Genomic DNA, 23,964 nt, shown 5'->3' on the forward strand with positions numbered 1-23,964 from the left:
TGGCGCTGCCTTCAAGGGAAAGGCGGGGTATCTGCCAGAAGCCCCAGGCGGGGGTTTCTTCGTGGCACAGCCCGGCGGGAGCCCAGCACCCGTGGTTTTCGCACTACCTGCCCAGTGCCGACCTTTGCGGCACTCATGCCCGCAACTGCTGCTCCCGCTTCCCGCCCCTACTCCGCCGGCTTTTGGCTGATGTGCCTGTCGTCGTTCCTGTTTTTTCTCAGCTTCAACCTGCTGCTGCCCGAGCTGCCCGACCACCTCACCCGGTTGGGCGGGGGCGAGTACAAGGGCTTCATCATTGCCCTGTTTACCCTCACGGCGGGGCTGAGCCGGCCGTTTTCGGGCAAGCTGGCCGATACCGTGGGCCGCATTCCAGTGATGGTGTTTGGCTCGCTGGTGTGCTTCGTGTGCGGGTTTTTCTATCCGTGGGCGCTCACGGTCACCGGGTTTCTGGGGCTGCGGCTGCTCCACGGCTTCAGCACGGGCTTCAAGCCCACGGGCACGGCCGCTTTCATCGCCGACATCGTGCCCGTGGAGCGGCGCGGCGAGGCCATGGGCCTGCTGGGCGTGACGGGCAGCCTGGGCATGGCGGCCGGGCCGGCCTTCGGCTCGTGGGTGGCGGCCACGTTCTCCCTCAACACCATGTTCTACTGCTCCAGCGCGGCGGCCCTGCTCTCGCTGGTGGTGCAAGGCACCCTCACTGAAACCCTGCCGGTGGCCCAGCGCGAGAAGTTCAGCTTCAAGTTGCTGAAGCTGAACTGGGGCGAGGTGCTGGAGCCCAAGGTGCTGCCGGCGGCCCTCACCACGCTGCTGTGCCTGTTTCCGTTTGGGGCAGTGCTCACGGTAATACCCGACCAGAGCCGGCTGCTGGGCCTCACGGGCTCGCACAAGGGCTGGTTTTACCTGTGCTACACCATTGCCTCGCTGGTGGTGCGGCTGGTGGCGGGCAAGTCGTCGGACAAATACGGGCGGGTGCCGGTGCTGCGCTGGTCCACGGCCGCCCTCGCCCTGGGGCTGGCCCTGCTGGTCTGGTCGCCCTCGGTGCCGGGGTTTCTGCTGGGCGCGGTGGTGTTTGGGCTGGGCACGGGCCTGAACTCGCCCACTCTCTACGCCTGGACCATCGACCTGAGCGACCCGCTGCGCCGGGGCCGGGCTGTGGCCACCATGTACATCGCCCTCGAAGCCGGCATCGGGCTGGGCGCGCTGGCGGCGGGCTGGATTTTTAGCAACCACGCCACCCACCTGCCCTACGTACACGGCCTGAGCCTGGCGTGCGTGCTGGCGGCGCTGGTGTACCTGCTGCGAGTGCCCGCCGACCGGCCCGCCGGCCATTCGGCCGCCACCGATGCAGTGCCCGAGCCCTCGGCCGAGGAAGTGGTATAGCCGCGCCGCGCTGTGATACTGAAGTTCAAAAAGTCGGTTCGCCGATGTAGAGATGCATATTTGCGTTTCTACTTTCCAGACAACTTTATTCTACGGGCAGAAGGTTTAACACCTACATGCGCCAGCACAGTCCGCATAAACAATGGTAGCCGCCAGCTATGCTTTCTTAACGATATGAATTCCCCCAATGCTATAGGCTAAATCAATAGAGACTGGTTTGCCTTTTAAATAAAAAACGCCGTTTTGAAAAGGCGTAATTCTATCGTCAATTAAGAAAAAATAATGTTCCCTATCTGTCAGAATGCTTAGGTTGTCGCTGTTGAGCGCTACTTGTTCAACGTACTCAACCAAGCCCAGCTTATTTAATTCAGGAACGGTAGTTTCCTGCCCATTTATTTCACAAACGTGTTTCTCGCCAAGTCCTGGCATTCCAAACCAAGGCGTAGCTTGTCCCACTTGCAGTGAAACTCCTGAAGTATCGCCGGCAAAAAGAAAATACCTGGTTTTAAACGTTTCAAATTCCGGTGGCAACGATTTTCTCGGAAACGGTTCTTCCGCTTTCCAGAAGAACATGACTTTATTTCGCCATGCCGGGTCATTGCGGTCAGTACCAACCAGATTATCTGTCCAGTAATGCATGTAAAGCTGTCCGGTTCTAAGCAGGATTGTTGATTTAGCAATTGCCCCTTTTTGTTCTTCAGTTAATGGCCGGACAACCTTAAAGGCCTCATTATCGCCGGTCGAAATAAGGGTGTCGCCTTTTTGTAATTGCACCGTCACTGTTTCATCGGAGCCAGGCCCTTTGCCAGCCGAGGGTTCCTTGCCAAATAACTTATCAAATAGTCCCATGGGTATTGTCTATTGAAATGGTGGGGTTGCGGTGGTGGGTAATATTACAGCCAACAACCGAATACGCGTAGTTTTAGGGGTTCAACGATTGTCTACTCCCTTCTTGATGCCAATGCCCGCCGCTTTCCTGCGTTGTTTTTTTTGGCGGGTGCTGCCCGCGTTGTTCGCCCTGTGGCCAGCCCTTTGCGCCGCCCAGGCCCAGCCCGAGCCCATTACGTTCGGCAAAATCGACCCGCGCGACCTGACGGCCGCGCCCTTCGCCGCCGACAGCGCGGCCGCCGTGATACTGTGCGACTACGGCAGCGCCAGCATCGCCACGGACGTGGCCGCCACGCGCAAGGTCCGCTTCACCCGAACCACGCGCATCAAAATCCTAACCAAGGCGGGCCTCGAATGGGCCAACGGGCAGCTGCTGCTGCACCACGAGCAGCCGGGCTACACCGAGCAGCTGACCAGCCTGCGGGGCTTCACCTACAACCTGGTAGATGGGCAGGTGAAGCAGGAGCCCCTGGCGGCGGCTGGCATTTTCACCGACGATGCTTCGGAGACGTATGCCATCAAAAGGTTTGCCCTGCCCAACGTGCGCGTGGGCTCGGTGATAGAGTTCAACTACACCATCGTCTCGGATTACGTGGTCGGCTTCCGAAGCTGGCCGTTCCAGCACAGCATTCCGGTGCGCTGGAGCGAGTTTCGGGCCACCATGTTCCATCAGTACGCCTACAAAATCCTGCTGCAGAACAAGCAGCCGCTGGCCCTCGACGAAGGAACCGGCCAGAAAAGCCTGACGCCGCGCTTCCGGTGGGCCATGCGCGACGTGCCCGCTCTGAGCCGCGAGCCATACATGACGGCCACGGCCGACTACGTTGACGGCCTGACGTTTGAGCTGGACAGCTTCGACGGCCAGGCATTCCTGCGCACCTGGGCAGAGGTGGACCGCTTCGTGCTGAAAGACCCCGCCCTGGGCGTACAGCTGGACCAGTTCAGCTTTATGAAAGCCGACCTGGCCCGCCTGGTGCCTGCCCCCGCCCCCGCCAACGCCCTGGCGCGGGTGGCCGCCGTGCGGGCGCTGGTGATGGCGGCCGTGAAGTGCAATGGCAAAACGGGCAATACGACCTCGGCCGTGCTGCGCAAGGTATACCAGGAAACCCACCAAGGCACGGTGGCCGAAGTGAACCTGCTGCTCATCGCGGCCCTGCGCGGGGCCGGCTTCGTGGCCAACCCCGTGCTGCTGAGCACCCGCAGCCACGGCCAAATCCGGCCCACCATTCCGCTGCTGGGGCAGTTCAACTACGTAGCGGCCCATGTACTGCTGGCCGATGACCAAGAGCTGGTGCTCGATGCCACCGACCCGCTGTTGCCTTACGACCTGCTGCCCGAGCGCTGCCTCAACCAGCAGGGCCGGCTGGTGCTGCCCGCGCCCGGGGCTTCGCGCTGGGTATCGCTCACGCCCCGGCAGCGCCACACCCACCTGCAGCAGGTGCAGGGGCAGCTGAGCGCCACCGGGGCTTTCAGCGGGCAGGTGCATGAGGAATTTGGGGGCTATGCCGGGGGCACGGCCCGAGCGGGCCTGCACGAGATGGGCGACCGGAAATTTGCCGCCCGCCTGGCTGACCAGCACCCGGGCATGACGCTGGGCCCCCTGGCCATTGCCAACCGCGATAGTGCCCAGAACCCCCTGGCGCTGGACTACGCCTTTGCCCAGGCGGCGGAAGCCACCAGCCCGCCGGACCAACTGTACGTGAGCCCGCTGCACGATTTCGGCCTCACCCAAAACCCATTTAAGGCCGAACAACGGGCTTTTCCGGTCGATTTTGGCTACGCCCGCGAAGAAACCCTGCTCATGACCCTGACGCTGCCGCCCGGCTACGCGCTGGCCGACGCGCCCCGCCCCTCGGCCCTGAACCTGCCCAACGATGGCGGCCGCTACGTGTGCAGCATCACGGCCCCGGCCCCCGGCGTGGTGCAGCTCAGCAGCCGCCTGGTGCTGCGCAAACCCATCTACGCCGTGGCCGAGTACGGGCAGCTGCGCGAGCTCTACCGCCTGCTGCTCGAAAAGCAGGCCGGGAAGCTCCTCATTCAGAAGAAAACTGGTGGCTGAGAAGCTGTTCGGTCATTCCTCGGGACGTCAGGCTCATCTGGTGTCCTGAATTATTTTCCTAAATCACTAAATGGATTCATTCAGAAAAATCGAGATGAATAATAGATGATTTTCAATTGAATTCCAGTAGTTTTAGGGGTTCAAAGATTGTCTACTCCATTCTTTTTTCTGCATGCAAGCATCTGTACTTTCCGGCCGCTGGCGGGGCCTGCTTTCGGCCTTTCTACTGGTTATCAGCTATTCGGCCCGGGCTCAGAACGAGCCCATCAGGTTTGGGGTGGTTGATAGCCGGGAGCTCACGGCCGCGCCTTTCGAGGCCGACAGCACGGCATCGGCCGTGGTGCTGTGCGACTTTGGCCGCTCGCGCCTGAAGGGGCAGGGCGGCGGGTTTCAGGTGATTTTTGAGCGGGTGACGCGCATCAAAATCCTCAAAAAACCCGGCTACGAGTACGCCACCGTCGAAATCCCGCTCTACCGCCGCAACGATAACCAGGAAAAAGTGACCAACCTGCGGGGCTTTACCTACAACCTGGTGAACAACGCCGTGGAGAAAACCCGGCTCGAAACCAGCGGCGCGTTTCTGGAGAAGCGCACGCCCACCGTCAGCGTGCAGAAGTTCACGCTGCCCAACGTGCGGGTAGGCTCGGTGATAGAATTTGCTTATACACTGACCTCGGATTTCCTGTTCAACTTTCAGGACTGGACGTTTCAGCGCGATATTCCGGTGCGGTGGAGTGAGTACCGGGTGAGCATTCCGTCGTTTTATCGCTACAAAATCATTTACCAGGGCGCGCAGGCCTTCGCCGTGAACCAGGCCACGGTGGGCTCGACCAACCTGCTACTCGACAATAAAATCCCCACCAGCGCGGGCATCGCGGCCGGGCAGTCGGTGGGCAGCCTCAACATCAGCGCGCCCACCGAGGAGCACACCTGGGCGCTGAAAGACGTGCCGGCCTTTAGTGAGGAGCCGTTCATGACCACGGCCGGGGACTACGTGGCCCGGCTCGATTTTGAGCTGACCGGCGAGCAGTGGCCCGACGAGCCCTACCACGACCTGACCGGCACCTGGGAGAAAGTCAACGCCACGCTGCTGGCCGACGAGGAGTTTGGCGGCCGCCTGGGCCACATCAACTTTATGCAGGCCCAGTTGCAGGGCCTGGCCACCAGGTACCCGGCCATTACCGACCGCGCCGCCGCCGTGCGCCAGCTGGTGATGGCCGCCGTGCGCTACGACGGCACCGACCGCTACTACGCCCTCGACCCGCTCCGCAAGGCCTACGAAGCCCACCGGGGCACCTCGGCCGATGTGAACCTGCTGCTGCTGGCCGCCCTGCGCGAGGCCGGCATCCCGGCCCAGCCGCTGCTGCTGAGCACCCGCGCCCACGGGGCCGTGAGCAAGGAATACCCGCTGCTGGAGCGTTTCAACTACGTGGCCGCGCTGGTGCCGCTGGCCGATGGCAAAGACCTGCTACTGGATGCCACCGAGCCCCTGCTGCCCTGCGGCGTGCTGCCCAAGCGCTGCCTCAACCGGGTGGCCCGCCTCATCACCAAAAACCCGGACGACAGCCGCTGGGTGGACCTGGCTCCCGCCCAGCGCCGCGTGCATTACCAGCAGGTGGCCCTCACGCTGGACGCCCAGGGCGGCCTCACGGGCAAGGTGCATGACGAACACGGCGGCTATGCCGGGGCCGAGGCCCGCGCACGGCTGGCCGGCCAGGGCGAGAAAAAGTACCTGGCCACCGCCACGCAGCGCCACGAAAACTGGACCCTGAGCAAGCCCACCCTGGCTCACGCCGACAACGTAGATAAGCCCCTGACGCTGGACTACGAATTTACGCAGCTGGCCGGGGGCGCGGCCGCCACCGGCCCCCTTTACCTAAGCCCGCTGAGCGAGTTTGGCCTGGGCCAAAACCCGTTCCGGCGCGAGCAGCGGGACTTTCCCATCGACTTTGGCCTTCCGCAGGACGAGACGATGGTCGTCAACCTGACGCTGCCCGCCGGCTACGAGCTGGCCACCGTGCCCAAGCCCGCCGTGGTGGAGCTGCCCGACGGCGGCGGCCGCTTCCTGTGCAGCGTGGCGGCGGCCACGCCGGGCACGGTGACGCTCATCAGCCGCCTCACGCTGCGCAACCCCGTGTACAGCGCCGCACAGTACCCCAACCTGCGCGAGCTGTACCGCCTGATGCTGGAAAAGCACGGCGAGAAGCTCATCATTCAAAAGAAAGCCGGCAGCTAAACAGCGGGGGTTTTCTGCAATTAATTACCTCATTACCCTTTCCTAACCCGCTCTATTTATGAAGCACTCATTACGCTACCCGGTGGCATTGGCCGCCCTGGTGCTGGCCAGCCTCACGGCCCAGGCCCAGACCGAACCCATCAAATTTGGCAAGCCCGACCCCAAGGACTTCACGGCCGCGCCATTCGTGGGCGACTCGGCCGCCGCGGCCGTGGTGCTCTGCGACTACGGCACGACCAACTTCCAATACAACAACAACGACTTTCAGCTGATATCGGAGCGCACCACGCGCATCAAAATCCTGAAAAAAGCCGGCTACGACGCGGCTACGGTGGAAATCCCCCTCTACCACCGCGGCGACAGCCAGGAGAAAATTTCCGGCCTGCGCGGCACCACCTACAACCTGGTGAATGGCCAGGTGGTGAAAACCAAGCTGGACGGTACCAATACCTTCACCGAGGACCGCACGGCCAACGTGCGGGTACGCAAGTTTACGCTGCCCGACGTGCGCGAGGGTTCGGTGATTGAGTTTAACTACACGGTGATTTCTGACTTCCTGTTCAACTTTCAGGACTGGACATTCCAGCGCGACATTCCCGTGCGGTGGAGCGAGTTCCGGGCCAACATTCCGGAGTATTTCCACTACAAGATGCTGCAACAGGGCTACCACGCGCTGGCGGTACAGTCGCAGAGCGAGAGTGCCATGCAGTTTACGGTGCATACGGCGGGGGGATTCACGGGCAGCGGCATGGCGACTACGCGCGAGGCCGGCAGCAGCGATGCGGTATCGACGCGCTCCACCAGCTACGACTGGGCCATGAAAGACGTGCCGGCTTTCCGCGACGAGCCCTACATGACCACGTCGGAAGACTACCTGGACCGCATCAGCTTCCAGCTGGCCGGCGAGCAGTTTCCGAACCAGCCCTACCGCAACGTGTCCGGCACCTGGGCCAAAATTGACATGGAGCTGCTGAGCAGCGACGACTTCGGGGCCCAGCTGGACCGGGGCGGCTTTTTGAAGGACCAGATTGTGCCGCTGGTGGCCAAATACCCGGACCTGCTGGCCCGCGCCGCCGCCGTACGCGAGGTGGTGATGGCCGCCGTGCGCTACGATGGCACCAACCACTACGCCACCACGGCGTCGTTGCGCAAGGCCTTTGATGCTCACCGGGGTACGTCGGCCGACGTGAACCTGCTGCTCATTTCGGCCCTGCGCATGGCCGGCGTGCCGGCCAATCCGCTGCTGCTGAGTACCCGTAGCCACGGCCGCGTGGACCAGACCCAGCCCATGCTTTCGCGCTTCAACTACGTGATGGCGCTGGTGACCCTGGCCGACGGCAAAGACCTGCTGGTGGATGCCACCGAGCCCCTGCTGCCCTGCGGCGCGCTGCCCAAGCGCTGCCTGAACCAGGCCGGCCGCCTCATCATGAAAAAAGCCGAAGACGGCCGCTGGGTCAACCTCACCCCCGACCAACGCTACGTGCATTACCAGCAGGTGGCCCTCACGATGGATGCCAAGGGCGGCCTCACGGGTAAGGTGCATGAGGAGCACGGCGGTTACGCCGCCGCCGACGCCCGCCAGGAGCTGAGCAGCCTGGGCGAGAAGAAATACCTGGCCCAGATGACCCGCCCGCACAGCGGCTGGACCGTGCCCAAGCTAACCGTGGCCGAACGCGAAAACGTGGCCAAGCCCCTGGCCCTGGACTACGAATTCACCCAAGCCGCCGACGACAACGCCACCGCCGACCTGCTCTACCTCAGCCCGCTCCGCGAGTTTAGCGGCGAGCAAAACCCCTTCCGGCACGACGGCCGGCTGTTTCCCGTGGACTTTGGCGCGCCGCAGGACGAAACCACGATGGTTACCCTGACCCTGCCCGCCGGCTACGAGCTGGCCGAAATGCCCAAGCCGGCCATTGTGGACCTGCCCGAGGGCGGCGGGCGCTTTATGTGTACCGTCACGGCCACCGCGCCCGGCGTGGTGCAGCTCATGAGCCGCATGAGCCTGCGCAAGCCCGTGTACGCGGCCGAAGAATATACCCAGCTGCGCGAGTTCTACCGCCTGATGCTGGAAAAGCAGAGCGAGCGACTCATTATCAAGAAGAAAGCTTAACTCACAATCTGATGAAAGTCCTGCTCTCTTTCCTGGCCGTGCTGCCGCTCGGCAGCTTTCTGATGCACCCGGCCGCGCCCGCGCCCAAATACGCGGTGGCCGACATTCCGACGGCCCTGCGCGAGGGGGCCAATGCCGTGGTGCGGGCCGATGACGAGGTGGTAACCGTGAAATCGTCCGGCCGGCTGGTGCATACCGTGCATCGCGTGGTGACGGTGCTCAGCGATGCCGGCGACGACCTGGGCCGCCACATGGTGAGCTACGACGCGCTGAACGCGCTGAGCTACCTGCGCGGGGCCGTGTACGATGCCGACGGCCGCCTGCTACACCAGCTGCGCGCCGCCGAAATCCACGACCAGGGCGTGGGCGACGCGGGCGGCAGCTTTATGACTGACGTGCGGGTGCGCTACGCCGACCTGCGCCAGCCCCAGACGCCCTACACGGTGGAGTTCGACTACGAAATCGTGTCCGACAACACCTTGTTCTATCCCAGCTGGCAGCCGCAGGAGGCCGAGGGCGTGGCCGTGCAGTCGGCCACGCTGCACGTCATCACGCCCAGCGCATTGCCCCTACGCTACCAGGAGCGGCTGTTGCCCGCCGGCACCGCCCTGGCCCACACCACCGCCGGCAGCCAGGAAACCTACGAGTGGAAGCTGGCCAACCTGCCGGCCATGGACGAGGAAGAGGCCGCCCCGCCCCTCGTCGACCTCACGCCCGCCGTGGCCCTGGCCCCCGGCACCTTCGAGGTGCAGGGCCACAAGGGCACCTGCGCGACCTGGCAGGGCCTGGGCCAGTGGAGCTACGAGCTGAATGCCGGCCGCGATGTGCTGCCGCCCGCCACCCTGGCCAAGGTGCAAGCCCTGGTGCGCGACGCCCCCGATGCCCGCGCCCGCGCCCGGCGCGTGTACGAAATGCTACAGGGCAGCACCCGCTACATCTCGGTGCAGCTGGGCCTGGGCGGCTGGCAGACTTTCCCGGCCAGCGCCGTGGCTAGCAGCGGCTACGGCGACTGCAAAGCCCTGAGCAACTACACCAAAGCCCTGCTGGCCGCCGCCAACGTGCCCGCCTACGTGGCCCTGGTGGGCGCGGGCTCCGACCACGGCGACCTGCGCGCCGACTTCCCCAGCTCGCAGTTTAACCACGCCATTCTGTGCGTGCCGCCGGCTAAGGGCAGCCCGGCCGATACGCTGTGGCTGGAATGCACCAGCCAGACCAATGCCTTCGGCTACATGGGCAGCTTCACGGGCAACCGCCACGCGCTGCTGCTCACGCCCGAAGGCGGCAAGCTGGTGGCCACGCCCCGCTACAGCACCGCCGAAAACCGCCAGGTGCGCCGCCTCGACCTGTTTCTGGATGCCACGGGCAGCGCCACGGCCACGGCCCGCACCCTGCGCACCGGCCAGGAGCAGGACCTCTACGCCCAGCTGCTGCACGAACTGGGGCCGGTAGAGCAGAAGAAATACGTCACCGACCATCTCCGGCTGCCCACCTTCACCCTCACCAGATTTAACCTGGCCGCCGCGCCGGCGGGCCCGCTGCCGGGCGTGGTCGAGAACCTGGCGCTGGCGCTGCCGGGCTTTGCCCCGCCCAGCGGCAAGCGCGTATTCATCAACCCCAACCTGCTGAGCCGCCTGCCCGCCCTGCCCGCACAGGTAGGCGAGCGCCAGGCCGACCTCTGGCTCGACCACGCCAGCCTGCACGCCGATACCGTGCGGCTGCACCTGCCCGCCGGCTTCCACCCCGAAAACCTGCCCGCCCCCGTGCAGCTCAGCACCGCCTACGGCACCTACGCCAGCCATTACGCCGCCCTGCCCGATGGCACCATCCAGTACGTCCGCCGGCTGGAGCTGAAGCGCGGCCACCTGCCCAAAACCGCCTACGCCGGCTACCTCGACTTCCGCCGCAAAATCAGCGTGGCCGATAAGACGCAGGTGGTATTATTAAAAACGGAGAGCTAAGATAAAGTAGCCTGGACTCTGCGAGTCCAGGCTACTGCTTAAAATTTTAGCCGCAGCTGCGCCTTCACTTCGCCACGCAGCGAGCCCTGGATGGCTTCCAGGCCCGTGCCCACCACGTCCTGGTGGCGGTAGCGGGTTTCGGCGTAGCGCAGCCAGAGCGTGATGGCGCGGTTGACGCGGATTTCGGCGATGCCGTACACCCGCGTGCCCTGGCCGTAGAGGGCCGGCACCGATACGGCCAGCAGCACGTCCTGCTCGAACACATACTGGCGGGAGTCGTAGTCGTCGGCATCGAAGATGGAGTAGCGGGCCGTGAGCTTAAGGGTGCGGTTGAACTGGTAGCCCACGTCCTGGGCCAGCACGTAGCCGCTGCGCCAGGCCAGGCCGTCGTCGTCGCGCAGGCGCAGGGCCTGCATGCGGGTGCGTAGCTCCAGCTGGGGCGAGATAGCCGTGTTGTAATACACCAGGATACTCTGGCGCAGCTGCTCGCCGGGCAGCGGCAGGGCGCGGTTGGGGTCGAGGCTGGCGAGGTCGGCGCTGGCCAGGTCGCGGGGCTTGAGGCGCTGGCGCAGCTGCACGTAGAGCAGGCTGGTTTTGGTGGGCGAGTAGGCGATGCGGACGAGGGCATCGTGGCCGTCGGTGGGGGCGCTGGCCCGGTAGCGCAGCCACGGGAAGCGGAACTGGTCGTAGTAGGCCGATATTTCCCAGCGGGCCACGGGCCGCACTTTCAGTCCGATGTAGACGCCGGTTTCGTTGATGTTGCGGGTGTTTTCGCTGAAGGCATTGCCGTAGAGGGTGTGAAAATTAACATCGTAGTGCCGCACCAGCAGGGCCGCGTCTACGTTGGAGCCGAGGCTGGCCAGCAGGCCGTTCACGGTGCCCAGGCCGCCGCCGGTGCTACGCGCCGTCTCGCCAAACAGCAGAAAGTTGCGGTACACGTAGCTGTAATTCAGGCTCAGGGCCAGGTTTTCGCGGCCGCTGAACTCGAAGTAATTATATGCCTCGGGGCGCTTGAGAATGGGCGTGCCGTAGTGCGTGAACACGCCGGTGGCCCCAATGGCCAGGTTGCCATCGCGGCTGGTGTAGGTGGCATTGCCGCCCCCGATGGTTTCGGAGAGTCGGTGCCGGTTGGCAATTTCCGAGGCCGTGCGGTGGAAACCGGTGTAGAGCAGGCCCGAGGTAAACTCGTCGTACTGCGCCAGCGAATCCTGGGTTTGCTGGAGGTTGGCATCCACGTTCTTGTGCGATACGAAGCCAGTGACCTGAACCGTGGGCGCCACCTGGTACGTAGCTGCGCCACCCCGGAAAAACGAGTTTTCGAGCAGCGACGAATACGCCCGCACGCCCACCGACGAGCGGCGCAGCGTGGTAATCGTCTCCGCGCCCTTGCCCACACCCAGCCCCGACGACAGCAGCAAACCCTGCCCGAATTGCAGTTGGTAGTCGCCCAGTGCCAGGGATTTCAGCTTGCCCCGCTCCTGAATGAGCAGGTGTGCAGACACGTAATCGGCCCCGAATTGCCCGTTCTTCGGGTTCCACACGATGGGCTCGCCGGCATCCTTTTCCAGCGAAAAGCCCACGCTGAAATCCTTGGTGTGGCTCACGCGGTAGCGAATCAGCATCTTATCGGCCGAGCCGAGGTAACGCGTGGTGGGCTGGCCTTGGTAGAGGGTGGGCGGCGTATAGCCTTGGCGCTCCTGCAACACCCGCTCGTAGCGCAGGTAAAGAGCGTTATTATCCTCGCGGGCAATGCGCTGCCAGAGCGTGCCCCGCGCCGAATTCCGGCCGCTACTCTGCACGCTCACGAAGGGCAGAATGCGGTTTATGGTGCGTAAGTCATAGCCCTCAATGCTTTGCAGCTCATACACGCTCAGCAGGTCGCCGTTGGCCTGGCGGTGATTGAGCAGCGACGTTATCTGGTTTTCATTGAGCAGCAGCAGCGAGCGCAACTCCTCGCGGGTCGCGACGTTGAGGTTGATGGGCGTTTGGTAATACTGGAGCAGCGTTTCGTAGAGGTCCTCGTAGGGCACTTCATCCGATTGAATTTCGGCAAAAAGCTCCTGCGTCAGGCGGTCCAGGTCCGGGGCGCGGCGCACGTAGTCCTGGGCGTTTGCTGCCTGCCCGATGAGCAAGGCCGCGCAAACCGTGAGCCCGGCCAATCCATTGCGCATATTAAACCCATGGGGAAAGCGTAGATTTTTCCTCATTGCTTCCCGCCCCACGATTTACTCACGCTCAAGTGCTGGCTAAAGCCCAGCGCCTGCTGAAAAGCCGCCGCGTAGTCAATCTGAAACGCGCCGGCCAGCACGCCAATGCCCGCGCTGGCCTGCTCCGTGAGCGAGGCCAGGCCCAGGCGGGCGGCAAGCACCGGCACCGGCCGGTACTCCAGCCCGACTTTGAAATTGGCGGCGCGCTCCACGTCCTTTTCGGTTTCCAGCAGCAACAGCACCTGGCTGCCGGGGCGGTAGGCCAGGCCGGCCTTGAGAATGGTGGGCACCCGCTCGTCCTGGTAGCTGGCCAGCTTGGTTTGGCTGATATTATAAAGCGAAGCGCCGAAGCTGAGCCGCCGGGGCACTATTTCAATCTGACCACCCAGCGTGCCCAGCACCACGCGCCGGCTGCCCAGGCCCTCGATGCTTACTTGCAGCATGTCGGCCCGCGCTCCCAGGCTGATTTGGCCGAAGCGGTAGGCGTAGCCCGCGCCCACACGGGTTTCGTTGTAGAGCACCCCGCCGAAGCGCTGGACCTCGAAAGCCACCACGCCGTTGCGCGCCCAGGTGGGCGTGGGCGCAGGGCTCAGCGACGGCGCGGCTCCCTCCGCTCCCTGCATCACGCCGCCCGCATCAGGGGCGGTGGTGCGGCCCAACGGCAGCGCCACCGTGAGCGCGCCCACGTTCAGAGCCGGGCTGAAATAGCGGTTTTCGGCGTAGAAACCCACGCTGGGCCGCTGAATTTCGCTGATGCCAGCCACGTTGTTGCCCATGCTCCATACCTCACCGGCCAGCGCCACCGAGGCGTTGCTGAGTGCGGCGGCGCGGGCCCCGCGCACGCCGGGGCCGTTGCCCTGCGCCCGCGCACCCGCCACCGGCCAGAGACTGGAGACGACGAGTAAAAAGCAGAAAGTAGAAATATATTTAGGTAAACAGTGTTTCATAACGGTAAGGTAGCAACTTGGCCGCCATTGAATCAATTCGGCCCGAAATTATTTTGCCGGCCCCGGCGGTTACCCATTTCGGCACCACTGCCGAACTTGCCGTCCCATGCCCCGCTCCTTCTCTGCCGCGCCCCGCCGCGAAACCATTGCGTACCGCAATCACTCCCTCAATTACACGCTCGTATTCCGGTCACGGCGCACCATTGGCTTCGCCGTGCGGCCCGATGGCAGCGTACACATCAGCGCCCCCGCCGGCACCTCGCCCGAGTGGGTGGCCCAGCAAGTGCTGAAAAAAGCCGACTGGATTCTCAAGCATCAGGAAGCCTTTGCCAGCCGGCCCGCCCCACCTCCAACCCGGCATTTTGAGGCCGGCAGCCCGCACTACTACCAGGGCCAGCCCTATCAATTGCGCTTTGCGGAAGCCCGCCGGGCTACCGTGATGGTGGAAGGCAATGAGCTGATTCTGGCTACGCCCGTGCCCCTCACGCCGGCCCAGGCCGAAGCGCTGCTCCACGCCTGGTACGCCCGCCAGGCCGGGCCGCTGTTTGCCGAGGCGCTGGCGCGGGTGTGGCCGCGCTTTGCGGAATTCAACCTGACCCGCCCCACCCTGTCCGTGCGCCAGATGCGGACGCGCTGGGGCAGCTGCACGCCGCGCTCGGCCCGCATTCGCCTCTCGCCGGAGCTGGTGCGCGCCCGCCCCGAGTGCCTCGACTACGTGCTGCTGCACGAGTGCTGCCACCTGCTGGTGGGCGACCATTCCAAAGCCTTCTACGACCTGCAAACGCGGCTGCTGCCCGATTGGGAGCGGTGGAAAGCGGAGCTGAATGCGCTGCCGAAGTAGCTTTCGTTTTAATATCTATCAGCAATGCTGTCCAGCCTTTTCCGCGCCCTATTTCTCGGCCTCGTCTGGTTTTACCAGCGCTTTATTTCGCCGCTCACCGCGCCGAGCTGCCGCTACGCGCCTACATGCTCGGTGTATGCGGTGCAGGCCATCAACAAGTACGGGCCGTGGCGCGGTGGCTGGCTGGCCCTGCGGCGCATTGCCAGCTGCCACCCCTGGGGCGGCCACGGCTACGACCCCGTACCCTAAACGGCAGATTGCGTATAGGCAGGCTTAACTTCCCGCTTTACGTAAATGCGCTTTATTCCCCTCGTGCCGGCCGCGCTGGTCCTGTTATTCACCGCTGCCTGCTCCCAGGCCCAGTCCGATAAAACCACTGATTCAGCGTCCAACTCAGGGGCTGATATGCCCAAAGGCGGCGACCGCCGCAAAGACAAAAACGCGGCTTCCGAAATTGCCGGCCTCACCAAAGTCGGCTCCGTTAAGGGCGTGGTGCCCGAAAGCTCGGGGCTGGCCCCGGCCCCGGAAAGCGGCAGCTACTTCAGCTTCGGCGACGACGGCAACTCCCCCACGCTCTACGAAATCAGCGGCGCGGGCCAGCTGGCGCGCACGCTGGAGGTGCCGGCCACCAACACCGACTGGGAAAGCCTGAGCCGCGACGGCAGCGGCAACTACTACATCGGCGACTGCGGCAATAACGAGAGCCAGCGCCGCGACCTCAAAATCTTCAAGTTCCGACCCGATAATCCCAAGTCCGTCGGCACCATTGCCTTCACCTACCCCGACCAGCGCGAATTTCCGCCCAAAAAGAAGCAGCGCAACTTCGACTGCGAAGCGAGCCTCTGGCACGATGGCCAGGTGTGGCTTTTCACCAAAGACCGGGGCCAGGACCACACCAGCAACGTGTATACTGTGCCCGACCAGCCTGGCACCTACACGGCCAAAAAAATCACCGGCCTGGCCATTCCCGGCCAGGTCACCGATGCCGCGCTGCGCGCCGATGGCCATCGCCTGGTGCTGCTGGGCCGGGGCGAGCTGTTTATTCTCGACGGTAATTCCTGGGCCGAAATCCTGAAAGCCACGCCCCGCCAGATTTCCCTGGCCGGGGCCGGGCAAACCGAAGGCGCGGCTTTTAAAGACGATAATACGTTACTCATCAGCACCGAGAAAGGCGATTTGTACGAGTACAAATTGCCGTAAGCGCATAGATTCGAGCAACGCAAAAAGCGGTTTCGCAAGGCTTGGCACAATGCCCAACTTTGCGAAACCGCTTTTTGCGTTGCTCGAATCTGCGCTAAACCCGCGGTTGTTCCAGGCCGGGCGCGGGCTGCGGGTCGCCTTCCTTGCCCAGGTCACGCGGGGCGTAGCCGTAGGGGTTTTCAGGGTCTTTGCCGGCCCGCCACAGCACCCAGATGCCGATAAAAATCAGCGGAATACTCAGCAGCTGGCCTTGGTTGAGTGCATGGCCATTTTCAAACGCTACCTGGTTCTCCTTCAGGTACTCACCGAGAAAACGCTGGATAAACAGCAGCACCACAAACAGCCCGAACAACTGCCCGCGCGGCGTGTGCTCTTTGGTACGGTTCCACATCGAATAGAGCACGATGAGCAGGAAAACGCAGAACAGCGCCTCGTAAATCTGGGTGGGGTGGCGCGGCACGGCCATGAGTGTATCAGCGGTTGTTGGCTGGCCGGCCGCATGAAGCGGGTAAGCATAGATGCCATTCGGCTGCACTACGCGGTCAATCAACACCGCCCCGGTGGGCAGCGGCGTGGTAGCGGGCAGCAGGTGTTCGGTATCGCGCGGGAAGGTGAAGGCCCACGGCGCGTTGGTGGGCTTGCCCACGATTTCGGAGTTCATCAGATTGCCGGTGCGGATGCATGCTCCGCCCAGCGCCACCACAATCACAATGCGGTCGAGCACCCACAGGTAATCGAACTTATTATTGCGCGCAAACAGCCAGCAGGCCAACAAAATACCAATAGTAGCGCCGTGGCTGGCCAACCCGCCCTGCCAGATTTTGAACACGACCATGGGGTCGGCCTTCAGGGCATCAAAGTCATAAAACAGCATGTGGCCCAGCCGCGCCCCCACGATGGTGCCGATGAGCATGTAAATTGTAATCACATCGACCCACTGTGGCGACACCCGTTCGGAACGGTAGATGTGCGTGAGGATGAACGTGCCCACCACGAAGGGCAGCATGAAAAACAGCCCGTACCAGCGCAGCGTGAGCCAGCCGATATGAGCGATAATGGGATTAACGTTCCAGAGAATAGCGTTGAGAAAAGGATGCATGGGGCGAAGAGGTTATAAGGCGTCAAAGGTACTCAGCCCTCCGAGGTTGCGACTTTACGGCAGCGGGGCACTGATAAGATGGTAGCAGCGACTGAAATCAGCGCGGAGTCAACGGCTGTAGCCCGCTCGGTGGGTCGGTGTGGTACCGCGCGGCGGCCGAAGGCAGGGCCGGTCCGTCGCCACTGAGGGCCAGTACCAACGCCCCCAGCAGCGCCGCGTAGGCGGGCTGGCGTAGCCAGACGGGCAGCCATTGCCGGGAACCCGGCGCATTGGCAATAAGCCGGGCCTGCACCCGCGCATAAAAAAACGGCCGGGGCTGGGCTACGGGCTGGTTGCGCAGCTGGCGCATCAGGGCCTCCCATTCTTCGTCGGAACCGGGGCGATTGATGATATCAGACATGGCGAAGGGGAGATTGAACGTGTTTGCGAAGGGTTTGCCGGGCGCGGAACAGCAGGGATTCGACGGCGGCCACGGTGGTACCGAGCACGGCCGCGATTTGCTCGTAGCTCAGCTCCTGCTCGTGGCGCAGCGTGAAGGCCACCTGCTGCTGGTCGGGCAGGCGCGCGATGTGGGCCAACAGCAGCTGGAGTTGCTGCTGGCCCTCCAGCAGCGCCAGCGGGTGGGCGTGGTCAGGCGGCTCGTGCAACACGCCGTTATCAAAACCCAGTAGGCTGGTGAAGTAGGCAAAGCGCTTTTTGGCCTGGGCGCGGCGGCGGTTTTTCAGCGCGCGAGAGGTGGCCAGGCGGTAGAGCCAAGTGCTCAGGGATGCCTCGCCCCGAAACTGGCCAATGGTTTGGTAAACCTCCACGAAAACATCCTGGGCCACATCTTCGGCTTCTTCCTCATTGCGCAGCAGGGAAAATACCGTACGGTAAATCCGGTTCTGGTAGCGCGCTACCAACGTGCGAAACGCGGCTTCGCTCCCTGATTGCAGCTGCTCTATCAGTTCCGCGTCGGCGACGGTAGTTGGAGCGGCCAACCGGTCGCAGGTTGGCGGTTCATGAGCCGGAAAGAGCGGAAGCAGGCAGGTCACAGGGGCAGGACTGAATTTTAGAATTACGCTACTCTGCTTCGGTATCAGCCCATTGCTGCGCGTACCAAGGTTGCATAGCTTGGGACCCATTAGTGCCCAAAACTTGCGCCAGGGATTAACTATTTTTATAAAACCTTAATTATCAATAATTAAATATCAAACGGCCACGTAGTAAATCTAGGTTGCGAACCAGCCGCGTAGCGGCGACTGGTTTGTAGAAACCCACACAGGTGAGCGGTAGAGCCGCGTAGCGGTGCCAGTCTTCATGAGGTTTCTGTCACCGCTACGCGGCTTTTTTTCCACTTTTCGCCTACTTACTGCAGACCGGTCGCCGCTACGCAGTTGGTTCGCAACCTGGGTCAATTATCCTCCTCTACCGGCACAAGCTAAAGCATGTGCTACAGCGCCGCCAACTCCTCCGAAAACCCGCCGCTGAGAATCGGGAACCGCAGCCAGGAGCGCGGGTCCACGTTATAATCGTCTAAGTGAAACGACGGCGCGTACCGCTCGCGCTTCCACTGGTTGCGGCTCCAGAGGCTGTAGAAGCGGCGCACGTAGGCTTTGAGCTGCTCATGGTCGAATCCGGTTCCCTCCGTTTCCAGTGTGGCCAGCACTTGGCGCGGGCTGAGGCGGTTGTAAAAGGCCAGCCGCTCGATGCGGTTGAGTAGCGTGTAGGGCATGAGGTCGCGCTCGTCGGTCTGCTTGTCGGCCAGCGGGCGCAGCTCGGCGGTGGGTTGCAGGGCGTTGACGTGGCGCAGGGCCGGGTAGCCCAGCTCGGTTTCGGCCCAGCGCAGCCACTTTTTCACGAAGTCCTTGTCCACGCCCGCAATGGGCGAAATGCTGCCGGCCGTGTCACCGTCCATGGTGCAGTAGCCCACGCTGGCTTCGGAGCGGTTGGAAGTAGTGATGAGCAGGCAGTTCAGCACGTTGGCCATCATCCAGATGCCGGGGGCCCGCACCCGTGCCTGAATATTTTGCAGGGCCAAATCGTCGGTTTGCCAGGTCAGCTCCCGGCCCAGCGCACCCTCAATTTTGCCCACGTAGCCGGCCACTTCGGCATCAATCTCCCAGTTAAAAAACCGCGCCCCAATGCTATCAGCCAAATCTTTGGCGGAGATGAAAGTGTCATCGGAAGAATTGACGGTACCCTGATAAGCGCAGGTGAGCAGTAGCCGCACCAGTTGCTGGTTGGTGCTCAAGTCACTTTCCGTCGCTGGCGTTTCTACCACCTGAGCCGCACTGCCGCCCGCTCCAGCCTGCTGCACCACCGTAGCAGAAGCCGCCGGGAAGCAGCCACTGCGCCGCTTAAATTCGTCCAGTCCCAACTCCTCCACGCCCAGCCGCACCATTTCGGCCACGCCCACGGCGCAGAAGCAGGAGTCGGCCCCGCCGCTCAAACTCAGCACGAAGCCCCGGCTACGGGCCTTACGCAGGTAGTCGAACAGGGCCAGGCTCATGGCTTGGTTCAATTCCTTGTATTCGTCGGGCGCGGGCAACGGCACTATTTCGGCCGCCGGCTCCGGCTTGGTCGTAAAATCTACGTCCACCCACTCCAAATCCACTTCCTTGAAGCTAAGCAGCTGGTTGCGCTTCAATAAATGGCCATTGCGGGCCACCAGAATTTCGCCGTCGAAGATGATTCGGCCGGCCTCGTTGCCCAGCAAATTGGCGTAGAGATACGTGCAATCAAACGTGCGCGAAGCCTTCATCACCAGCTGATAGCGCACGTCGGTCTTGCTCATCGCAAAGTGGCTGGCCGAGGGATTTACAATCAAATCCACCTTGCCCTGGAGCCGGCAGGCGGGCCGCACATTATCGGCCCGCCAAGCATCCTCGCAAATCTCAAAGCCGAACCGCACGCCCTCGTGCTCAAAAATGAGGTCGCCCAACGGCCACGTCTCCGCTTCCCAGCTCACGGTACCGGTTTCGCCCGCCACCCAAGGCGCAAAGAAGCGCGTCTCATAATGCACGCCGTCATTGGCCAGAAACTGCTTGGCCGCGAAGCCCAGAATCTGCCCGTCGCGCAGCACCGCCGCCGTGTTATAGGTGCGGCCCGGCAGCCGCACCGGCAGCCCCACTACCACACAAATGCCCTGCGTCCATTCACGCACCTTCTGTATATGCGCCAGCGCCGCCTCGGGCATCCAGTCGCTCAGAAACAGGTCCTCGCAGCCGTAGCCGGTCAGGCACAACTCGGGCAGGCACAGCAGCTCAACGCCCGCGCTTTTGGCCTGCTCAATGGCAGCCTGAATATTCCGCAGGTTGTTTTCCCAGTCGATGGGAATCTGGTTGAGGGCAGCTCCGGCAATACGCATGGCATTAGGTATATTTTATTCTGGGTAGCACTTACTCCAATGCCACTATCCTATTTTCTCGTAGCGTCCTTAATTATTTCCCGAGCTGCATCAATAAGCCGTTCGCCACTAGGGTGACTGAACTTCCCAATGGTCATCTGGCTTTCGACCAAATTACAAATCTCCCTGTTGGTTCCATCGGTATTATTTGAGGTAACCTCACCAAAAGCAGCCAAGTAAACCCTGACTTTGTAGTGAGAGTGTTTTATCCAACCGGCTGAGGGCTCAAATGATATTTCTACCGGATACCCATCAACTTCTCCTTTGTAATACTTCCCCGATTTTAAGCCATCTTTCTCGTAGTCACCCCGCGTTTGACCAACTTTAAACCCATTGGCTTCTAACTTCAGCCGCGATAGAATCTTTTGAATCCTCAACGCGCTCTTTGGTCCTTTGTACCTCGCGTTATTCAAGCAGATAACCGCTTGCGCAAATGCCAGAACGGATATTAATTCGACGAAAAGCCAAGCCCAACTATTCATGGTTCTCGGAGATGCTACGCCACCCCCAGCTCCGCCAGTGCCCGCTCCGCCGCCAGCTGCTCCGCCTGCTTCTTACTCAGGCCCATGCCGGTGGCGATGATTTCTTCATTCAGCAGCACGTTGGCGGTGAATTCCATCATGCCGCCCGGCCGGGCCTCGCCCGTGATGTCATAGCGTAGCACTTTGCCCTCCCGCTGTGCCCATTCCACCAGCTTACTCTTGAAGTTAGCCGTGGTGGTCGTGATGGTGTGTACATCCACAAAGCCCTTCACAAGGCGCGTCAGGATGAATTTGCGGGCCGATTTATAGCCCAAATCCAGGTACACGGCCCCTACCAGCGCCTCCAGCGCGTTGCCGTTTACGGAGCGCGAGCGGGCGGCGCGCCCCTGCGCGGCATCCAGCTTCACCAGCTTATCGAGGCCCAGCTTGAGGGCAATGCCGTTCAGGCTTTCGCGGTTCACGATGCGCGAGCGTACTTCCGTCAGGAAGCCTTCCTGCTCGTAAGGGTACTTTTTGAACAGGTATTCGGCCACTACCGTGCCCAGCACGGCATCGCCAAGAAACTCCAGCCGCTCGTTGGTCAGGTGGCGGCCGATGGCCGGCTGCTGCCGCACTGCCGACGAATGCGTGAAGGCCAGCCGATACAATTGGGCATTTTTGGGCGTCTGGCCCGTCACGGTGGCTACGGCCTGCCGAAACGACTTGTCAGAAGCAAAAAAACGGGAAACGAAACCAAGCAAAGGGAGAGAATTTAAAGATTCGGTAGAAAAGAAAGCCCAAAAAAGAACGTCATGCTGAGCGTAGCCGAAGCATCTCACGTGCAATAGTAATTCAATCGAGAGAATTACCTACGCGGTAGAGATGCTTCGGCTGCGCTCAGCATGACGTTCGGAAAACTGTTCGTTGACAACGTCAACCTACAGCTTGCGGAAAACCACCGACGTGTTGTGCCCGCCGAAACCAAACGTATTGCTCATGGCCACGCGCACCTCGCGGGGCTGCGCCACGTTCGGCGTGAAGTTCAGTGCCTGGTTAATTTCCGGGTCGGGCGTGTGCAGGTTGATGGTGGGGGGCACCAGACTGTTTTGCATGGCCAGCAGGCAGGCCACGGCCTCGATGCCACCCGCGCCGCCCAGCAAGTGGCCGGTCATGCTTTTGGTCGAGGAAATGTTCAGTTGGGTGGCGTGCTCGCCGAAAACCTGCTCGATGGCCTTGATTTCGGCCCCGTCGCCCAGCGGCGTGCTCGTACCGTGGGTGTTAATGTAGTCCACGTCGGTGGTGGCGATGCCGGCATCGCGCAGGGCATTTTTCATCACCAGCACTACGCCGCTGCCGCTGGGGTCGGGCGCGGTGATGTGGTACGCGTCCGACGACATGCCGCCGCCAATCAGCTCGGCGTACATCTTAGCGCCGCGCGCCTTAGCGTGCTCGTACTCTTCGAGCACCAGCGCGCCCGCGCCTTCGCCCAGCACGAAGCCGTCACGGTCCTTATCGTAGGGCCGCGAGGCCGAAGCCGGGTCGTCGTTGCGCTCGCTCATGGCCTTGAGGGCATTGAAGCCGCCCACCCCCGATTCGGTGATGGCCGCTTCGGAACCGCCCGTCACCACGGCATCAGCCAAGCCGAGGCGGATGTTGTTGAAGGCGGCGATGATGGCGTCGTTCGACGAGGCGCAGGCCGACGTCGTCACGAAATTCGGCCCACGAAAGCCGTTTTTGATGCTGATATTGCCCGACGAGGAGTCGGCAATCATGCGCGGAATGAAGAAGGGCGAGTACCGGGGCGTGCCGTCGCCGCGCTCAAAGGCGAAGCATTCTTCCTGCAACGATTTCAGGCCACCGATGCCGGAGCCCCAAATCACGCCCACGCGGTCCTTATCTACGCCGCTTGCCAGCAGGCCCGAGTCGGCAATGGCCTCATCGGCCGCCACCACGGCGAACTGCGTGAACAGGTCCATTTTGCGGTGTTCCTTGCGGTCGAAGAAATTATCGGCTTCATAGCCTTTCACTTCGCAGGCGAAGCGGGTTTTGAACTTGGCCGGGTCGAAGCGCGTGATGGTGGCTGCGCCGCTTGCGCCCGTGCGCAGGCCTTCCCAATAAGCCGGGGCAGTATTGCCCAGCGGTGTGATGGCTCCAAGGCCGGTAACGACAACCCGTCGGATGGACGACATAAGTCAGGCGCCAGGGGCGCGAAAGGTGAAGCAGGATGAAACAGCAAAACCGGCCGGCGGCTAGCCGGCCGGTATGCGCAGAACTTGGTTATTCATTCTAGGCAAAACGCGGAAATCGGGTAAGGATTATTTACGCAAATTGCTCGCTTTGCTCAGAATGAGGGACTACTTAGCGTGCTCTTCGAGGTAGCTGATGGCCTGGCCCACGGTGCCGATGTTCTCGGCCTGGTCGTCGGGGATGCTCACGTTGAATTCCTTTTCGAACTCCATAATCAGCTCGACGGTATCTAGCGAGTCAGCACCCAGGTCGTTGGTGAAGCTTGCCTCGGGGGTAACCTCGGAGGCTTCAACGCCCAGTTTATCAATAATAATGGCCTTTACTTTTTCTGCGATTTCAGACATTTCCGTGGGGGTTTAGGGAAAACTACAGCGCAAAGTAACGAGAGATTTTCCAACTAACCCACGGCCGTGCTTCCGAAATGCGGGTACAAGATTATGGCGGCGGCCCGTTACGGGCCGTAGCTTTGCCGCTTCCCGCTCGCGGGTGCCCCTTTTGTGGCTGCTATGAAAACTTTCACCCTGGATGTTGACTACGAGTGCGACTTCGCCCTGTTTGGGCTGGTGAGCAGCACCCGTGACTATACGCTGGCCTGGACGCTGAACCGGGCCCTGCGCCTGCGCCTCGTCAAGCAGCCCGAATTGCTCCTGAACCTGTTCAGCCAGGGCCGGCTGGTGTTCACGCACTACCTGTACGCCACCGAGAGCCTCACGCTGCGGCTGTTGCGCAACCGCTCCATTGCCCCTTCCAGCCTCAAAAAGCCCTACCTGGCCCCTGATATTAAGGAATACGACTACCTGCTGGCCGTAACCAATGGCAGCGGCCACTTGGCCGACGACGAACTCCTCCAACGCCTCACCGCGCTCGAGGCCGTGCAGTACGCCTGCCAGTTCGACCCGAATTCACTTAAATACAAGGAGAACCTGATGCTGTGATTGCCGGT

Annotated in this window: 20 protein-coding genes; 9 read left to right on the forward strand and 11 right to left on the reverse strand. The window is 62.2% G+C overall.

Annotated features, from left to right (window positions below; translation table 11 throughout):
• Positions 1-135 precede the first annotated feature (135 nt).
• The gene (locus ACVWYF_RS13725; RefSeq protein WP_457068896.1) at positions 136-1,380 is read left to right on the forward strand and encodes an MFS transporter; all 1,245 of its coding nucleotides are present in this window, start codon (positions 136-138) and stop codon (positions 1,378-1,380) included.
• A gap of 156 nt (positions 1,381-1,536) precedes the next feature.
• Here the strand turns inward: ACVWYF_RS13725 and ACVWYF_RS13730 are convergent, their stop codons facing one another.
• Complete coding sequence (locus ACVWYF_RS13730; RefSeq protein WP_457068898.1) at positions 1,537-2,229, reverse strand: hypothetical protein; 693 nt, start codon at positions 2,227-2,229, stop codon at positions 1,537-1,539.
• 112 nt (positions 2,230-2,341) lie between these two features.
• On the opposite strand from ACVWYF_RS13730, the gene ACVWYF_RS13735 reads away from it, so the two are divergent.
• The 4 genes from ACVWYF_RS13735 to ACVWYF_RS13750 all read left to right on the forward strand — a co-directional run bounded on the left by ACVWYF_RS13735 (position 2,342) and on the right by ACVWYF_RS13750 (position 10,631).
• The gene (locus tag ACVWYF_RS13735) at positions 2,342-4,327 is read left to right on the forward strand and encodes a DUF3857 domain-containing protein (protein WP_457068899.1); all 1,986 of its coding nucleotides are present in this window, start codon (positions 2,342-2,344) and stop codon (positions 4,325-4,327) included.
• 172 nt (positions 4,328-4,499) lie between these two features.
• A complete protein-coding gene (locus ACVWYF_RS13740) occupies positions 4,500-6,563 on the forward strand; it encodes a DUF3857 domain-containing protein (RefSeq protein WP_457068901.1) in 2,064 nt (687 codons plus the stop codon).
• A 58-nt stretch (positions 6,564-6,621) separates the two neighbouring features.
• Positions 6,622-8,673: a DUF3857 domain-containing protein gene (locus tag ACVWYF_RS13745; RefSeq protein ID WP_457068903.1), complete on the forward strand. Its 2,052-nt coding sequence runs from the start codon at positions 6,622-6,624 to the stop codon at positions 8,671-8,673.
• An 11-nt stretch (positions 8,674-8,684) separates the two neighbouring features.
• Positions 8,685-10,631, forward strand: a complete 1,947-nt coding sequence (locus ACVWYF_RS13750; RefSeq protein ID WP_457068905.1) for a DUF3857 domain-containing protein — start codon at positions 8,685-8,687, stop codon at positions 10,629-10,631.
• Between the two features lie 38 nt (positions 10,632-10,669).
• Here ACVWYF_RS13750 and ACVWYF_RS13755 read toward each other — a convergent pair whose 3' ends face one another.
• The gene (locus ACVWYF_RS13755; RefSeq protein ID WP_457068907.1) at positions 10,670-12,802 is read right to left on the reverse strand and encodes a hypothetical protein; all 2,133 of its coding nucleotides are present in this window, start codon (positions 12,800-12,802) and stop codon (positions 10,670-10,672) included.
• Between the two features lie 32 nt (positions 12,803-12,834).
• Positions 12,835-13,785: a hypothetical protein gene (locus ACVWYF_RS13760; protein WP_457068908.1), complete on the reverse strand. Its 951-nt coding sequence runs from the start codon at positions 13,783-13,785 to the stop codon at positions 12,835-12,837.
• Between the two features lie 106 nt (positions 13,786-13,891).
• On the opposite strand from ACVWYF_RS13760, the gene ACVWYF_RS13765 reads away from it, so the two are divergent.
• Genes ACVWYF_RS13765 through ACVWYF_RS13775 form a run of 3 tightly spaced genes read left to right on the forward strand, consistent with a single transcriptional unit; the run spans position 13,892 to position 15,826 of the window.
• Positions 13,892-14,626: a M48 family metallopeptidase gene (locus tag ACVWYF_RS13765; RefSeq protein ID WP_457068910.1), complete on the forward strand. Its 735-nt coding sequence runs from the start codon at positions 13,892-13,894 to the stop codon at positions 14,624-14,626.
• A gap of 24 nt (positions 14,627-14,650) precedes the next feature.
• A complete protein-coding gene (gene yidD / locus ACVWYF_RS13770; protein WP_457068912.1) occupies positions 14,651-14,875 on the forward strand; it encodes a membrane protein insertion efficiency factor YidD in 225 nt (74 codons plus the stop codon).
• Between the two features lie 45 nt (positions 14,876-14,920).
• Entirely contained in the window at positions 14,921-15,826 is a 906-nt protein-coding gene (locus ACVWYF_RS13775) for a hypothetical protein (protein ID WP_457068914.1), read from the forward strand.
• A 94-nt stretch (positions 15,827-15,920) separates the two neighbouring features.
• Here ACVWYF_RS13775 and lgt read toward each other — a convergent pair whose 3' ends face one another.
• From lgt to ACVWYF_RS13815, 8 genes are all read right to left on the reverse strand, one after another.
• Positions 15,921-16,925, reverse strand: coding sequence for a prolipoprotein diacylglyceryl transferase (gene lgt / locus ACVWYF_RS13780; protein ID WP_457068916.1), 1,005 nt, complete (start codon positions 16,923-16,925; stop codon positions 15,921-15,923).
• A gap of 97 nt (positions 16,926-17,022) precedes the next feature.
• Positions 17,023-17,325 carry a hypothetical protein gene (locus ACVWYF_RS13785; protein WP_457068918.1) on the reverse strand — a complete coding sequence of 101 codons (303 nt, stop codon included), beginning with the start codon at positions 17,323-17,325 and terminating at the stop codon, positions 17,023-17,025.
• The gene (locus tag ACVWYF_RS13790; RefSeq protein ID WP_457068920.1) at positions 17,318-17,905 is read right to left on the reverse strand and encodes an RNA polymerase sigma factor; all 588 of its coding nucleotides are present in this window, start codon (positions 17,903-17,905) and stop codon (positions 17,318-17,320) included. Before ACVWYF_RS13790 ends, ACVWYF_RS13785 begins: the two co-directional genes overlap by 8 nt.
• 452 nt (positions 17,906-18,357) lie before the next feature.
• Complete coding sequence (gene nadE / locus ACVWYF_RS13795) at positions 18,358-20,274, reverse strand: NAD(+) synthase (RefSeq protein ID WP_457068922.1); 1,917 nt, start codon at positions 20,272-20,274, stop codon at positions 18,358-18,360.
• A 50-nt stretch (positions 20,275-20,324) separates the two neighbouring features.
• Complete coding sequence (locus ACVWYF_RS13800; protein ID WP_457068924.1) at positions 20,325-20,795, reverse strand: hypothetical protein; 471 nt, start codon at positions 20,793-20,795, stop codon at positions 20,325-20,327.
• 14 nt (positions 20,796-20,809) lie between these two features.
• Positions 20,810-21,535, reverse strand: a complete 726-nt coding sequence (gene rnc, locus ACVWYF_RS13805) for a ribonuclease III (RefSeq protein ID WP_457068926.1) — start codon at positions 21,533-21,535, stop codon at positions 20,810-20,812.
• A 177-nt stretch (positions 21,536-21,712) separates the two neighbouring features.
• Positions 21,713-22,963 (reverse strand): beta-ketoacyl-ACP synthase II, encoded by a 1,251-nt coding sequence (gene fabF / locus ACVWYF_RS13810; RefSeq protein WP_457068928.1) that lies wholly within the window; start codon positions 22,961-22,963, stop codon positions 21,713-21,715.
• 165 nt (positions 22,964-23,128) lie between these two features.
• Positions 23,129-23,365, reverse strand: coding sequence for an acyl carrier protein (locus tag ACVWYF_RS13815; RefSeq protein ID WP_019948606.1), 237 nt, complete (start codon positions 23,363-23,365; stop codon positions 23,129-23,131).
• Positions 23,366-23,527: 162 nt separating this feature from the next.
• Here ACVWYF_RS13815 and ACVWYF_RS13820 point away from each other — a divergent pair, with 162 nt between their 5' ends.
• Positions 23,528-23,956: an IPExxxVDY family protein gene (locus ACVWYF_RS13820; protein ID WP_457068931.1), complete on the forward strand. Its 429-nt coding sequence runs from the start codon at positions 23,528-23,530 to the stop codon at positions 23,954-23,956.
• The last annotated feature ends 8 nt before the right edge of the window (positions 23,957-23,964 follow it).

This window comes from Hymenobacter sp. UYAg731 (assembly GCF_054061335.1).

Bases quoted from the DNA above. Each gene is read 5' to 3' on its own strand.
- ACVWYF_RS13775 (WP_457068914.1), top strand. From the start codon at position 14,921: ATGCGCTTTATTCCCCTCGTGCCGGCCGCGCTGGTCCTGTTATTCACC.
- ACVWYF_RS13765 (WP_457068910.1), top strand. From the start codon at position 13,892: ATGCCCCGCTCCTTCTCTGCCGCGCCCCGCCGCGAAACCATTGCGTAC.
- ACVWYF_RS13760 (WP_457068908.1), bottom strand. From the start codon at position 13,785: ATGAAACACTGTTTACCTAAATATATTTCTACTTTCTGCTTTTTACTC.
- yidD (WP_457068912.1), top strand. From the start codon at position 14,651: ATGCTGTCCAGCCTTTTCCGCGCCCTATTTCTCGGCCTCGTCTGGTTT.
- fabF (WP_457068928.1), bottom strand. From the start codon at position 22,963: ATGTCGTCCATCCGACGGGTTGTCGTTACCGGCCTTGGAGCCATCACA.
- ACVWYF_RS13815 (WP_019948606.1), bottom strand. From the start codon at position 23,365: ATGTCTGAAATCGCAGAAAAAGTAAAGGCCATTATTATTGATAAACTG.
- ACVWYF_RS13750 (WP_457068905.1), top strand. From the start codon at position 8,685: ATGAAAGTCCTGCTCTCTTTCCTGGCCGTGCTGCCGCTCGGCAGCTTT.
- ACVWYF_RS13820 (WP_457068931.1), top strand. From the start codon at position 23,528: ATGAAAACTTTCACCCTGGATGTTGACTACGAGTGCGACTTCGCCCTG.
- lgt (WP_457068916.1), bottom strand. From the start codon at position 16,925: ATGCATCCTTTTCTCAACGCTATTCTCTGGAACGTTAATCCCATTATC.
- ACVWYF_RS13785 (WP_457068918.1), bottom strand. From the start codon at position 17,325: ATGTCTGATATCATCAATCGCCCCGGTTCCGACGAAGAATGGGAGGCC.
- ACVWYF_RS13745 (WP_457068903.1), top strand. From the start codon at position 6,622: ATGAAGCACTCATTACGCTACCCGGTGGCATTGGCCGCCCTGGTGCTG.
- ACVWYF_RS13725 (WP_457068896.1), top strand. From the start codon at position 136: ATGCCCGCAACTGCTGCTCCCGCTTCCCGCCCCTACTCCGCCGGCTTT.
- ACVWYF_RS13740 (WP_457068901.1), top strand. From the start codon at position 4,500: ATGCAAGCATCTGTACTTTCCGGCCGCTGGCGGGGCCTGCTTTCGGCC.
- nadE (WP_457068922.1), bottom strand. From the start codon at position 20,274: ATGCGTATTGCCGGAGCTGCCCTCAACCAGATTCCCATCGACTGGGAA.
- ACVWYF_RS13755 (WP_457068907.1), bottom strand. From the start codon at position 12,802: ATGCGCAATGGATTGGCCGGGCTCACGGTTTGCGCGGCCTTGCTCATC.
- ACVWYF_RS13735 (WP_457068899.1), top strand. From the start codon at position 2,342: ATGCCCGCCGCTTTCCTGCGTTGTTTTTTTTGGCGGGTGCTGCCCGCG.
- ACVWYF_RS13730 (WP_457068898.1), bottom strand. From the start codon at position 2,229: ATGGGACTATTTGATAAGTTATTTGGCAAGGAACCCTCGGCTGGCAAA.
- ACVWYF_RS13800 (WP_457068924.1), bottom strand. From the start codon at position 20,795: ATGAATAGTTGGGCTTGGCTTTTCGTCGAATTAATATCCGTTCTGGCA.